The organism is Helicobacter canadensis MIT 98-5491 (assembly GCF_000162575.1).
Taxonomy (GTDB): domain Bacteria; phylum Campylobacterota; class Campylobacteria; order Campylobacterales; family Helicobacteraceae; genus Helicobacter_D; species Helicobacter_D canadensis.
The window spans coordinates 244,715-258,879 of sequence record NZ_CM000776.2 but is presented as its reverse complement, the minus strand read 5'-3'; the positions used below and the strand labels follow the sequence as shown (position 1 = coordinate 258,879).

The 14,165-nt window shown below is 35.7% G+C and carries 13 protein-coding genes; 9 read left to right on the top strand and 4 right to left on the bottom strand.

The features are described from left to right. Positions 1-77: 77 nt before the first annotated feature. The 4 genes from HCAN_RS01320 to dba all read right to left on the bottom strand — a co-directional run bounded on the left by HCAN_RS01320 (position 78) and on the right by dba (position 4,137). A complete protein-coding gene (locus HCAN_RS01320) occupies positions 78-818 on the bottom strand; it encodes a sulfite exporter TauE/SafE family protein (RefSeq protein ID WP_006655913.1) in 741 nt (246 codons plus the stop codon). Positions 819-843: 25 nt separating this feature from the next. Then, complete coding sequence (cysS, locus tag HCAN_RS01315; protein WP_006655914.1) at positions 844-2,247, bottom strand: cysteine--tRNA ligase; 1,404 nt, start codon at positions 2,245-2,247, stop codon at positions 844-846. A 192-nt stretch (positions 2,248-2,439) separates the two neighbouring features. Beyond that, positions 2,440-3,957 carry a disulfide bond formation protein DsbI gene (dsbI, locus tag HCAN_RS01310; protein ID WP_006655915.1) on the bottom strand — a complete coding sequence of 506 codons (1,518 nt, stop codon included), beginning with the start codon at positions 3,955-3,957 and terminating at the stop codon, positions 2,440-2,442. A gap of 12 nt (positions 3,958-3,969) precedes the next feature. Next, a complete protein-coding gene (gene dba / locus HCAN_RS01305) occupies positions 3,970-4,137 on the bottom strand; it encodes a disulfide bond formation protein Dba (protein WP_006655916.1) in 168 nt (55 codons plus the stop codon). A 305-nt stretch (positions 4,138-4,442) separates the two neighbouring features. Here dba and HCAN_RS01300 point away from each other — a divergent pair, with 305 nt between their 5' ends. The 9 genes from HCAN_RS01300 (at position 4,443) to HCAN_RS01260 (ending at position 14,156) form a co-directional block, all read left to right on the top strand. Then, positions 4,443-5,264 (top strand): plasminogen-binding N-terminal domain-containing protein, encoded by an 822-nt coding sequence (locus HCAN_RS01300; protein ID WP_006656718.1) that lies wholly within the window; start codon positions 4,443-4,445, stop codon positions 5,262-5,264. Between the two features lie 12 nt (positions 5,265-5,276). Next, positions 5,277-6,656: a glycolate oxidase subunit GlcD gene (gene glcD / locus HCAN_RS01295; RefSeq protein ID WP_006655918.1), complete on the top strand. Its 1,380-nt coding sequence runs from the start codon at positions 5,277-5,279 to the stop codon at positions 6,654-6,656. A gap of 54 nt (positions 6,657-6,710) precedes the next feature. Next, on the top strand, positions 6,711-7,181 hold the full coding sequence (gene fabZ / locus HCAN_RS01290; RefSeq protein ID WP_006655919.1) for a 3-hydroxyacyl-ACP dehydratase FabZ: 471 nt from the start codon (positions 6,711-6,713) through the stop codon (positions 7,179-7,181). Next, positions 7,178-7,981: an acyl-ACP--UDP-N-acetylglucosamine O-acyltransferase gene (gene lpxA, locus HCAN_RS01285; RefSeq protein WP_006655920.1), complete on the top strand. Its 804-nt coding sequence runs from the start codon at positions 7,178-7,180 to the stop codon at positions 7,979-7,981. Before fabZ ends, lpxA begins: the two co-directional genes overlap by 4 nt. Then, the gene (gene clpX / locus HCAN_RS01280; protein ID WP_006655921.1) at positions 7,978-9,216 is read left to right on the top strand and encodes an ATP-dependent protease ATP-binding subunit ClpX; all 1,239 of its coding nucleotides are present in this window, start codon (positions 7,978-7,980) and stop codon (positions 9,214-9,216) included. The genes lpxA and clpX overlap by 4 nt, the downstream gene beginning before the upstream one ends. A 23-nt stretch (positions 9,217-9,239) precedes the next feature. Continuing rightward, the gene (locus HCAN_RS01275; protein WP_006655922.1) at positions 9,240-10,274 is read left to right on the top strand and encodes a rod shape-determining protein; all 1,035 of its coding nucleotides are present in this window, start codon (positions 9,240-9,242) and stop codon (positions 10,272-10,274) included. Positions 10,275-10,277: 3 nt separating this feature from the next. Continuing rightward, entirely contained in the window at positions 10,278-11,093 is an 816-nt protein-coding gene (gene mreC, locus HCAN_RS01270) for a rod shape-determining protein MreC (RefSeq protein ID WP_006655923.1), read from the top strand. 157 nt (positions 11,094-11,250) lie between these two features. After that, a complete protein-coding gene (locus HCAN_RS01265) occupies positions 11,251-12,402 on the top strand; it encodes a hydrogenase small subunit (RefSeq protein ID WP_006655924.1) in 1,152 nt (383 codons plus the stop codon). 17 nt (positions 12,403-12,419) lie between these two features. Next, positions 12,420-14,156, top strand: a complete 1,737-nt coding sequence (locus HCAN_RS01260; RefSeq protein ID WP_006655925.1) for a nickel-dependent hydrogenase large subunit — start codon at positions 12,420-12,422, stop codon at positions 14,154-14,156. Positions 14,157-14,165 lie beyond the last annotated feature (9 nt).

Below are 14,165 nucleotides of genomic sequence, written 5' to 3'. Positions count from 1 at the left end.
AGACTTATTCTTATAAAATTTGATATTTTAAAACACAAGTCCCCCTGAACCCTTCCAAAATTTGCCATAAACCTAGCTTATTTAAAATCTCCTAATATCAACATACTCATATGCATTTTATGTCCCATATTTGGATTCTGCAAAAACTTGACACCTTTTTGCACCATTAAACCACCAAAAATTATAATGGCAATTGCAGCAAGATTCATCAAAATTTTTCTAAAATTTGGCTTATAAAAAAGAGTGTTAGCCAATACCCCAAAGAAAAATAAAGGGAAAATAGTCGCAATCCCAAAAACCAACATCACAAGCATAGCACTTACCATATTGGCACTTCCAGCAGCACTAAACAAAAATGCATACACAAATCCACAAGGCAAAAGTCCATTTAATAATCCTAGTAAATAAATACTTTGCGGAGTCCTTAAATTCAAAGCAGTTTGAAAACTTTTTTGATACCATTTGGCATTTTGTAGTGAATGCTCTAATTTTGTCAAAAATCGCATTTTACCAAAAAGAGACAATCCTGCTAAAATCATAGCAATCCCTGCGATTAAAAACAAGATTCCACGCAAAGTAGCATTCAAATTAAACATACTGCCTAAAGCCCCCACAATCGCCCCTAAAATCACATAAATAGTTACACGCCCCAAACCATACAAAATATGATAAAGTGCCAAAGTGCTTTTATTGGTTATCCCATTATTTGTTAGCCTTCCACTATAAGCCAAAACAATACCACCACACATTCCAATGCAATGCCCAAAACTACCAATTAATGCAATAACAAAGAGACTAAACAAACTCGTATATTCCATAAATCTCCTTTTTAAGCTAAAAGACTTAAAATTTCTCCCACACGCAACCCTCAAAAGTATCCATAATCTCAATTCCCATTTTGCGTAATTCCTCTCGAATCTTATCGGCTTCTGCGTAATCTTTTTGTTTTTTGGCTTCATTTCTTTTTGCAATCAAAGTTTCAATCTCATTTTTCTGTTCTTCACTCACTCCAAGTTGAAAATATGCAAAAGGATTCTTACTTCCAATCCCCAAAAGTCGCTCTATTATCACTAAATTTCCAGCAATCATTGGTGCCTTATCTTTTTGCTTTTTATCCAAAAGCTCATTTGCCTTTGCTACAAACTCATCTACTACGCTCAAAGCCTTTGAGACATTTAAATCATCATTCAAAGCTTCCAAAAATGCTTCTCTAAACTCGCAACATTCCCCCTCATCAATTTTTTGAATTGGATAAATACGCTTCTTTAAACGATAGATTCTATCCAAGCGTTTCTTAGCTGTTAGCAAATCTTCTTCTGCAAAGTTTAATCCAGCACGATAATGTGTCCCCAAAAGATAGAATCGTAAAATTTCGCCATCATAATTTTTTAATGCATCTTTAATAAAAAAGCTATTCCCCAAAGATTTTGCCATTTTTTCGCCATTGATGGTTACAAATCCATTGTGAATCCAATATTTTGCAATAGTTTGATTATCCGCACAACGCGTTTGAGAAGCTTCATTTTCGTGGTGAGGGAAGAGCAAGTCTGCTCCACCTCCATGAATATCAATCGCATATTCTCCACTATAAGCAAGGTGTTTTTTAATCATCGCTGAACATTCAATATGCCACCCAGGACGCCCTTTCCCAAAGGGAGAATCATAACCAATATCACCTATTCCTTTATAGCTTTTCCATAGTGCAAAATCTCTTGCATCTCTTTTTTGTTCGCTATTTTGGATTCTGCTTTGTGTTTCAAGCTCGGCAACTCTCCCACTTAAAGAACCATATTGCGGATCTTTCTCTACTGAGAGATAAATATCTCCATTGGGCGTTTGATAAGCAAAACCTTTCTCTAGCAACTTTTCAATCATCGCACAAATACTCTCCAAACTCTCTGTAGCTTTAGGCTCAATATCGGCTCTCTCTACCCCTAAAGCTGCCATTTCATCAAGATATTTTTGCGTATAAGTCTGTGTAATTTCTGCAACACTCAAACCACTTTGCAAAGATTTATTAATAATCTTATCATCAATATCGGTGAAATTTTTTGCAAAAAGCACTTCATAGCCATTCTCTCTTAAGATTCGGCGCAATAAATCAAAAACAATCGCACTCCTTGCGTGCCCCAAATGTGAATCATCATACACTGTTGGACCGCAAACATAAAGTCTTACTTTTGGAGGATTAATGGGGAAAAAATCTACTTTTTCTTTTTTGATGCTATCATAAATTTTAAGCTGCATTCATTTCTCTTTCGTCTAGAATGTAATTTTGGATTTAAACTTATAAGTATAGCAAATTTACTCTATAATTATTGTAAATTTACAACCCTAAGATATCTTTAATAATTTTAAAAAATGTAGATTCTGCAGCGCTTTATGAAGATAAAAAGAAACAAAGAAATCCAATCTAGGATTCTTTGTTATTTAAGAAGATTATTGTAATGTATAAAGGATATTTGAACCATCTTGATAACTTTGAATTCTAATATCCCCTTTTTCATTAATAAGTAAGCTTCTAGCATTTTTGATTGTTTCTGGATAAGCAATAGTTTTTGTAACTTGTTCTGCTTTAGGATCAATCACCACAATCACATTATGATTTTTGCTAAGTGCATAAAGCTCACCATTATAATAAACCATAGAAGTTATATAAAGATCGCCTAGAGTTTTACCTTCTTTAAGATTTGCAGATGGGATAAACTCTCCTGATAATTTTCTATCACTCAATAAAAATTTACTAATTATAAGAGTTTCAGCACGTTTATTGTTTGGAGTTGTAGCTAAATAAAAATATTTTCCATCTGTTGCCATACTTGCAACATGATAAAACTTAGATCTTACGCTAACCAAACGCCCTCTTCCTAAGCCCTCACCTTGCCCTTCAAATTTATCTGCACCTTCAATAAAATCTGCATATTGCTTTGCATCATCTGCATTTGGATTTTGTTTAAATCGCAAGAAAGATTTATTAGAGCCCATTAAAAGATATTTATCTTCCATATAAGGAATAATACCGATGATAGGATCAATAGTTGCAGAAAAATAAGGGTCAAGCTTAAAGCTAGATTTTACTTGGAAATTATCATCCATCACAGCTACATCATGTTTCGAACTTGCTAAATACTCTCCACGAATATAACTTAGGGTATTAATAGGCAATGGGAAATCAATTTTTTGCTCATTAACAATTTCAAGAGTCTCATCAACATTCAAAGGTGCATTGGTGCTATCATTATCAAAGGTAACTCCAAGTTTTGGACTTGCTGGTGCAAAAGCATAATCAGGCGCTTTTACATCTCTTGGTCCCAAGAAAGAGAAGCCATTAAATTTACCTTTCCAATAATCTGTGCTCCAAATAATATATTTTGGATTAAGGCTAAATCTAACTGGATCTCCTTGTCCTGCATATGGTGGAACACCTGTGCTAACAAAGGCTTGAAAAACATTTGAAGCAATGATTAAAGTTACAACAACAACAGATGCAAAAGAAAGTTTAGTCCATTCTCTTACCTTTTTTCCTGCCATTTCTACTTCAAATTCACTGAATTTTGGTGCAAATGCAAAGATAACTCCTAGTAACAACACAACTGCCCAAAATACAATTTCTGCCCAAAAATAAGTGTGAAGCCCAAATACTGCTAGACCAAATCCTTGATCTAAATCGCGCATTGCGTGCATTCCATATTGTGCAAAAGATTGATACAATCCAAATGCAGCCATTACTAAAATAGCAGCAACATATTTGCCTTTAAAGCCATAACGAACAATAAATAACGCCATTACACCAATAAAAATCATAGCCTCTCTTTGCCCCCAGCATAGTGTGCAAGGGCTATCGCCTAAAATATACCCAAAAACAACATTAGCAATACCAACAGGCAATAAAATAATCAACAATCCTGCTAAACACATCAATGTGTAGAAATTTTTTACTTTTGTATTTTCATTCATTTCACAAGCCTTTTACAGATTCATATTTGTGAGAATTCCACCTGCCTTATGCCACACATAAAGCACAATCATAATCACCCACGAAATCATTACAAGATTAAAAGCCAATTTTTCTTTTTCTGGTTTTTTAATGATTAAAATCATTGCAATTAAAACCATTAGAAGCTCTAAAAACTCCATATTCTCTCCTTCATTTCAAACTTAGATTGCAAAATTACTAGATTTTTGCAAACAGCGAGCGGAATGCTACCAAAAAAATATTTTCATAAAACTTAATTAATTATACACGCTTGTTTTAATTTTTAAAAATAACAAAAATTGTTACGACAAGACACATCATAGCTCAATAATATATTATTTTAAGTTGAAAGACAAATCATTTGATCCTAAAAAATTTCCAAAATATGCCATAATTTTAAGAAAATTAAATGTATAATTAAGCCTTTATTTTTCACTTATATTTTACATTTAAGGTGCTTTATCCAATGAAATGCCTAAAGATTAAGCTTTTTATTTTTACTTTATTTTTTAGTATTACAACATTTGCTTCACCTTTTGGTAACAAACTCATCGTTCCTATCATTGAACTTGATACCGATTCTGAACATTTTGCTTATGTCCCTGCGTTTGATTTAAAAGTTGGAGAAAGCGGAGAAATTGTGCGTTGGTTTGACAAAGATCATTCTGGAATCATAGCAATGGCTGCAGTCGTAGAAATAAATGATAATAGAGCAAAAATTGCCTTTGAACCTTTTGTAGCACTAGAACAAAAGGCTTTCCCTACTCCACTTTTAAAACCACAAAAAAACGATGAAGTTATTTTCCGCAGCTTTAATGATCGAGCCTTTTTAATCGCGCCCACTCAAGATATCTATGATAAAGTCAAAAATGCTTATCCTGAAGTCACTTGGCTTCATCCTGATTTATTTGCTGCTTATTTAATGGAAGTTGGGCATACTGCACCTGTTAAAGCGGACTTTAGAAAGATTTGCTCTCAATATGCCGCAGGGATTGTTTATATTGTTAATCTCAATGAAGGACAAGCTTTAGATTGCCAAACTTTTAGCCTTATCAAAAAGGATTATATTACAGGAAGAGCCCCTATTGAAGAGAGAATGTTGCCCTTTTTCTCGCGTATTGGTTCTATTAACCAAGAATGGTTTTTTTACTTAATTAATGACCAAAGAACACAAGATTACTATCTCTATTTTGATGCCTTACTCAAAGGAGAAATCAAAGATAGCGATGCAACCTTCTTTGGCAGAGTTACCAACTATTTTACCCAAAGCCTCAAAAATATTTTTTAAGGAATTCATAAAATGACAGAACAAAATATTCGCGACTTAAAAGAGATTGTTGGAAACGAAGATTGTTATAATGATAAGGCACACTTAAGTGCTTACTGCTATGATGCTACCAAAGATCGCAAATATCCCGAATGTGTCGTATTTCCTCATAACGAAGAAGAAGTAAGCAAGATTCTAAAATATTGTAACACACATAAAATACCAATCGTCCCACGCGGTGCAGGGAGTGGATTTACAGGGGGCGCTTTACCAATAGAAGGCGGAGTGGTATTGGCTCTAGAAAAACATATGAATCAAATTTTAGAAATTGATATGGAAAATATGGTGGCTAGAGTCCAACCTGGAGTTGTCAATATGCAACTTCAAAAAGCTGTCGAGGCTGTTGGCTTATTTTATCCACCCGATCCTGCAAGTGAGCATTACTCCACATTAGGTGGGAATGTTAGTGAAAATGCCGGTGGAATGCGTGCAGCCAAATATGGAATCACTAAAGATTTTGTAATGGCTTTACGCGCTGTTTTGCCTAATGGCGACATTATCTGTGCGGGCAAAAAAACCATCAAAGATGTTGCGGGTTATAATATCGCAGGGATCTTGATTGCTAGTGAGGGGACTTTGGCAGTCATCACTGAAATCACCTTAAAACTACTTAGCAAGCCAAAATACAAACAAAGTGCAATGGGTATTTTTCCAAGTATCCAAACTGCAATGAATGCAGTTTATAAAACTATGGCAAGTGGAATCACACCTGTAGCAATGGAGTTTTTAGACAACCTTAGCATTAAAGCCGTTGAAGAAAAATTTCACAAAGGATTACCCACTGATGCTGGAGCGATTCTTATCACAGAAGTCGATGGAAATTTACCTGAAGAAATTCAATACCAAATTGCCAAAGTTGAAGAAAAATTCTATGAAAATGGTGCAACTCAATTCATTAAAGCAACTAATGAGCAAGAAGCGGCTGATTTATGGTTTGCTAGAAAAAATGCGAGTCCAAGCATCACAATTTATGGTAGCAAAAAACTCAATGAAGACATTACCGTGCCACGCTCCAAACTCCCAGAATTATTAGAAAAAATCCAACAAGTCTCTCAAAAATATGGTGTTATAATCCCTTGCTTTGGACATACAGGCGATGGAAATGTGCATACCAATGTTATGGTTGATGGCTCCAAAGCCGAAGAATTAGAGAAAGGACACAAAGCCATTGAAGAGATTTTTAAAATCACCATTGAACTTGGCGGCACCCTAAGCGGAGAACACGGAATTGGCATTTCTAAAGCCCCTTTTATGAAACTTGCATTCACCCAAGAAGAAATGAATCTCTTTAGATCAATCAAAAAAGCCTTTGATCCAAACAACATTTTAAATCCGGGCAAAATGGCATTATGAAAAAGAATTTTAATTTATGCTACAATACGAAATTTCAATAATTAAAGGTATCTTATGATTTATGATGTGCAAAAAATACGCGAGATTCTACCTCATCGCTATCCTTTATTGCTTGTAGATAGAATCACCTCAATCACTCCCAACCAGACCATTGAAGCTTATAAAAATATTACCATTAATGAAGAAGTTTTTAATGGGCATTTTCCCGTGCAACCCATTTATCCTGGAGTTTATATTATTGAAGGAATGGCACAAGCAGGTGGAGTGTTAGCCTTTATGAGTATGTTTGGCGAGGATTCAAGCAATAATGGTGATAAAATCGTATATTTTATGAGTATTGACAAAGCCAAATTTAGAAATCCCGTAACTCCTGGCGATAAGCTAACCTATAAACTTGAAGTTATCAAGCAAAAAGGTGGTATTTGGGTTTTGCAAGGCTATGCCTATGTAGAAGAAAAATTGGTAGCAGAAGCTGAACTAAAGGCAATGATAGTTGATAAAAATAAAGAAGGGACAAACAAGTGAATATCGCAAAAACCGCTAAAATCGCTCCAAGTGCAATCATAGAAGAAGGGGCAATTATTGGGGAAAATGTTGAAATTGGGCATTATTGCATCATTGGTAAAAATGTCAAAATAGGTGATAATTCAAAGCTATATAACCATGTAACAATCCTAGGCAACACAACTTTAGGAAAAAGCAACACGATTTTTCCTAATGCAACCTTAGGCACAGAACCTCAAGATCTCAAATATCATGGCGAACCCAATGAGCTTATTTTTGGCGATAATAATAAGATTCGTGAATTTACAATGATTAATCCTGGAACTGAAGGTGGCGGAAGCAAAACCATTATTGGAAGCAATAATCTACTAATGGCTTATGTGCATGTAGCTCACGATTGCACTATCGGAAATCATTGTATTTTGGCTAATGGAGCTACACTTGGTGGGCATATTGTTATGGGAGATTATATTAATATTGGCGGATTAACCCCTATACATCAATTTGTCAAAATTGGAGATTATGCAATGATTGCTGGTGCAAGCGCACTCTCTCAAGATATTCCTCCCTTTTGTATGGCAGAAGGGAATCGTGCAGTGATTCGGGGACTTAACCTTCACCGCTTAAGAAAAAATTTCGAACATTATCAAGTAGATAAAATTCATTCTACCTATAAACGACTTTTTTTTGGTAATCAGCCTATTAAAGAAATTGCCCAAGAAATTTTAGATGAAAACCCAAATGATGAAAATGTCACAAAAATGTGCCATTTTATTCTTAATTCCACAAGAGGAATCCCATTTATAAGGAAAAGTCTATGAACGAAAGAATCTGCGATTTTTGCAAATCAAAGGAAACTCACAAGAATCCTTTAATCACTGGAAATAATGTCTGCATTTGTAAAAATTGTATCATTGCTTCTTATAATCTACTTTTTGGGACAGAAAAACATTTTGAAGAAGCTGAAGCTACTCAAGAAATGGATTTAAAAATCATACCCCCCAAAGAATTAAAAGCAATTCTTGATGATTATGTGATTGGTCAAGAAAAAGCCAAAAAAGTTTTTAGCGTTGCAGTGTATAACCATTACAAACGCATTTTACAAAATCCTAAAGAAGACGAGACAGAGATCTCTAAATCCAACATATTGCTTATTGGACCAACAGGAAGTGGAAAAACACTTATGGCACAAACATTAGCTAAAGCACTTAATATCCCCATTGCAATCTGCGATGCAACAAGCTTAACAGAAGCAGGATATGTAGGGGAAGATGTAGAAAATATCCTAACAAGACTCCTGCAAGAAGCCAATGGCGATGTTACAAAGGCACAAAAAGGAATTATTTTTATTGATGAGATTGACAAAATTTCAAGACTCTCTGAAAATCGCTCAATCACGCGTGATGTTTCTGGCGAGGGTGTGCAACAAGCACTTTTAAAAATCATTGAAGGAAGTGTCGTTAATATTCCACCAAAAGGAGGCAGAAAGCACCCCAATCAAGATTTCATTCAAATCAACACCAAAGATATTCTTTTTATCTGCGGTGGTGCTTTTGATGGATTAAACGAAATCATTGAAAGACGCATTGGGGGCAATGTCCTTGGATTCCACCACACAAAAAATGCCAAAACAGAATCAAAAAATCTACTTGATGAAGTGGAACCTGATGATTTAGTAAGCTTTGGGTTAATTCCCGAACTCATTGGGCGTTTGCATATGATTGCCACTTTAGATGAAATTACTAAAGAAGCGATGATAACTATTCTCCAAAAACCAAAAAATGCGCTCACCAAGCAATATCAAAAACTTTTTGAACTTGATGATGTTATATTGACCTTTAAGCCAGAAGCTCTAGAAGCCATTGCCGAACTTGCAATTCAAAGAAAAACTGGCGCAAGAGGATTGCGTTCAATTATGGAAGAAATTATGCTAGATATTATGTATGAATTGCCTGAGCTTAAAGGGTATGAAGTTATCATTACTCAAGAATCAGTAACCAAAAAAGAAAAACCTATACTCATCAAACAAAAGAAAAGCAATAAAAAAAGTGCTTAAAATTTTACTAAAAAGAGGGAGAAATGCTATTAGATAGAATAATTGGTTGGTTTTCACATGATATTTCAATTGACTTAGGAACTGCAAATACAATTGTAATTGTAAAAGGGCAAGGTGTCATCATCAATGAACCCTCTGTAGTAGCTGTAAGGAATGATAGATACGGCAGAAATAAGATTCTAGCAGTGGGACATGAAGCCAAAGAGATGGTAGGAAAAACTCCAGGCAGTATCCTAGCCGTGCGACCTATGAAAGATGGTGTTATTGCAGATTTTGATATGACTGAAAAAATGATTCGACATTTTATTGAAAAAGCTCACCGAAGAAAGGCTTTAATGCGTCCTAGAATTATCGTTTGCGTGCCTTATGGTCTTACAGGAGTTGAACGCAAAGCCGTTAGAGAATCTGCTATGAGTGCTGGGGCTAGAGAAGTATTTTTAATCGAAGAGCCAATGGCTGCTGCTATTGGAGCTGGATTGCCTGTCAAAGAGCCTAAAGGTAGCTTGGTAGTTGATATTGGTGGTGGAACAACGGAAATTGGCGTAATTTCATTAGGAGGTTTGGTTATTTCAAAATCCCTAAGAACCGCTGGAGATAAACTTGATAACGCGGTTGTAGAATATGTAAGGCGTAAATATAGCTTATTAATTGGAGAGCGAACTGGTGAAATCATTAAAATAGAAATTGGTTCTGCTGTTAGCCTTGATGAACCTTTAAGTATGCAAGTTAAAGGGCGTGATCAAGTAAGTGGATTACTTAACACAATCGAACTTACAAGCGAAGATGTTAGAGAAGCAATGAAAGAACCCCTAAAAGAAATTTCTAATGCCCTAAAAGATGTGCTAGAGCAAATGCCACCTGATTTAGCCGGAGACATTGTTGAAAATGGTATCGTTCTAACCGGAGGTGGTGCGCTTATTAGAGGGCTTGATAAATATTTATCCGAAATTGTAAAACTCCCTGTATATGTGGGTGAAGAACCACTTTTGTGCGTTGCAAAAGGAACAGGTAAGGCATTAGAGGAAATTGATATTCTTCAGCAACTTTCTTATGAGTAAAAAATGAAAAAACTCTTTCTTTGGATTCTTTTTATTGTGATAGTTTTCTTTCTATCCATACAAATTTCCAAAGAAATACACTCTAAATTTCTCTATCTTAGCGATAGTATTAAAATTGGAATCTTAAATCTTAATCAAAACATCACTAACGCTATCACAAGACATTTCAATCAAGCCCAACAAATCAAACATTTAACCAATGAACTAAAAGAAAAAGAAAGCTTACAATATGCCCTTGAATCTTTAAAATACGAACACAATGAGCTTTTAAACTTACTTCAAAACAATGATTTTGGATCACCTAATTTTCATCTTGTCCGCACAATTTCTTATGCACACATCAATGATCACACAAAAATTTGGCTTAAAGGCAATGATGAGACTATCTCTCAAAGTGAAAAAAATAAAATTTTTGGACTTGTCACTAATAATCAAGTAGCTGGGATTGCAATTTTTAGAAATAACCGCCTAATGGGCTTTTTAAATGGCGATGAGCAATGCAATTATAGTGTTATTGTGGGAGAAAATAAATCTCCAGGAATCGCAAAATACGATATCAATAAAGGTTTTATTGTAGATTACATTCCATTCTACCCAAAAATCAAAGCAGGAGATAAGATTCAAACAAGTGGATATGATGGTATTTTTTACCCAGAGATTCCTGTAGGAGAAGTCCAATCTGTTGAAGAAAGACAAGGTTATCAAATCGCTATCATCAAGCCCTTTTTAAATAAAATATCACAATTTTATTGGATCATTAATACCAATCAAATCAAAAATGACCAAAAACAAAGCGATGATTCTTTCAATTTCGATTAATTTTCTTGCATTTTAAGAAATAATCTGCAAAAAAGTGATAAAATAACGAACTTTAAAAGTCAATTTTTTCTTAAACTTACTAAGATTGACTCTTTAAAAGTTTTTTAGAGGTTAAAAATAGTTTTATTTTTAATACATTTCTTCAAGGAGGATTAAGTTGGAAAGAGAAGAACTTTTACTTCAAAAAGCACAAAAAAGACTAAAAGAGATTAGCAAATTCCCAGCCTTAAAAGAAGGAAATAGCATTAAAAAAATGTTGCAAGAAAAGGGAGTTTCAAGAAGAGATTTTCTAAAATGGGCAGGTGCAATGACTGCAATGCTTTCACTTCCTGCAAGTTTCGCACCGCTAACTGCAAAGGCTGCTGAAGTAGCAGATCGCTTACCAGTTATTTGGCTCCATTTAGCAGAATGCACCGGTTGCAGTGAAAGCTTACTTAGAAGCGATGGACCTGGTATTGCGAGTTTAATTTTTGATTATATCTCTTTAGAATATCACGAAACCATTATGGCAGCATCTGGCTTCCAAGCCGAGCACAATCTTGAATCAGCTATGCAAAAATACAAAGGACGCTATGTTTTAATGGTAGAAGGCGGTGTCCCAACTGCACTAGAAGGACAATATTTAACCATTGGAGCACACGGCAAAACAGGCTTAGAAACTGCTAAAGAAGCAAGTGAAAATGCAGCCGCTATCTTTGCAATTGGAACCTGTTCTAGCTTTGGCGGGATTCAAGCAGCTAATCCAAATCCAACTGCTGCTAAACCACTTAGTGCAGTTACCAATAAGCCTGTTATTAATGTCCCAGGCTGTCCTCCAAGTGAAAAAAATATTGTTGGAAATGTGATTTATTTTATTCTTTTTGGAACTTTACCAAGTCTTGATGCTTTTAATCGTCCAAAATGGGCTTATGGACTTAGAATCCACGACCTATGCGAAAGAAGAGGACATTTTGATGCAGGAGAATTTGTCCAAAGCTTTGGCGATGAGGGTGCTAAAAGTGGATATTGTCTCTACAAAGTTGGTTGCAAAGGACCTTATACTTTTAATAACTGCTCCAAACTCCGCTTTAATTCCCATACAAGTTGGCCTATCCAAGCAGGGCACGGCTGCATTGGTTGTAGCGAACCAAATTTTTGGGATACTATGGGACCTTTTGAAGAGCCACTTGGAAACAAAGTCTATAATGTTCCTTTCTTTAGTGGCAAAGATAGGACAGCCGATAATATCGGTATCACGCTATTAGGGGTTGCAGCTATTGGTATGGCAGCACACGCCGTTTTATCTAGTATGAAAAAAAACAAAGACTAATTCACAAGGAAGAATAAATGACAAAAAGAATTATTGTTGATCCTATTACAAGAATCGAAGGACATTTAAGAATCGAAGTCATTGTGGATGAAAATAATGTCATCACCGATGCTTATTCAAGCTCAACTTTGTGGAGAGGTATTGAAGTGATTGTCAAAAACCGCGATCCACGCGATGTTGGTTTTATGGTGCAAAGGATTTGTGGGGTTTGCACCTATTCTCATTACAAAGCAGGAATTACAGCGGTTGAAGATGCCTTAGGTATTCAAATCCCTTTTAATGCACAAATGGTGCGTAGTCTTATGAATGTCTCTCTTGTGCTACACGATCACTTAGTGCATTTCTATCACCTACACGGATTAGATTGGTGCGATATTACTAGTGCCCTTAAAGCTGATCCAAAAAAAGCTTCTGAACTTGCCTTTAAATATGTTAAAAATCCTATTGCAACAGGCGAAGATGAACTTAGATCCGTGCAAGAAAGAGTTGCCAAATTTGCAAGCGCCAAACAAGGCTTAGGACCTTTTGCAAATGCTTATTGGGGACATAAAACTTACCGATTCTCACCTGAACAAAATCTCATCGTGCTTTCCCACTATCTAAAAGCACTTGAAGTGCAAAGAGTAGCTGCACAAATTATGGCGATTTTTGGTGCAAAACAACCACACCCACAAAGCTTAACCGTTGGTGGAGTAACTTGTGTAGCCGATATTTTGGATCCTTCAAGACTTGGAGATTGGCTCACCAAATACAAAGAAGTTGCTGATTTTGTTAATCGTGCTTATTATGCTGATGTAGTAATGGCAGCAGAAGTCTATAGAAATGAACCCAGTGTGCTTAAAGGTTGCGGAGTAAGAAATTTCCTAAGCCACGCAGAGATTCCTGTTAATCGCAATGAAACACTCTATAGCAGCGGAATCGTTCGCAATGGAGATATTTCAAAACTCATTGAAATCAATGAAGAATTAATTACCGAAGAAGCTACCCATTCATGGTATAAAAACGACAAAGCTCTTCATCCTTACGATGGAGACACAACACCTAATTACACCGGATTTGTTGATGCCGATACAATTGGACCTGATGGAACTCCAATCAAAACAAAAGCTCTAAACTTAGATGGAAAATATAGCTGGATAAAATCTCCTCGCTACAATGGCGAACCTATGGAAGTTGGACCTCTAGCTGCTATCGTTGTGGGATTAGCAGCTAAAAATCCAAGAATCACAAAAATTGCTACACAATTCTTAAAAGATACAGGATTGCCTGTTGAAGCACTTTTCACAACTTTAGGTAGAACAGCAGCGAGAGTTTTAGAGTGCAAACTTTCTGCGGATTATGGAATCGAAGCCTTTAACTCTCTCATTGAAAATCTAAAAACCGGCGACCAATCCACTTGTGCTCCTTACAAAATAGATAATACCAAAGAATACAAAGGACGCTACATCGGAAATGTTCCACGAGGTATGCTAAGCCACTGGGTTAGAATCAAAGATGGAGTGGTTTCAAACTACCAAGCAGTAGTCCCAAGCACTTGGAATGCAGGACCAAAAGATTCTAAAAACCAAATGGGACCTTATGAAGCTTCTTTAGTGGGCATTAAGATTCAAGACACTACTCAACCTTTAGAAATTATCCGCACAATCCACTCTTTTGACCCTTGTATTGCTTGTGCGGTGCATTTAATGGACACTAAAGGTAATGAAATTGGACAATACAAAATTGACCCAATCGCGATGAATTGCAATATCTAAAAGGGGAAA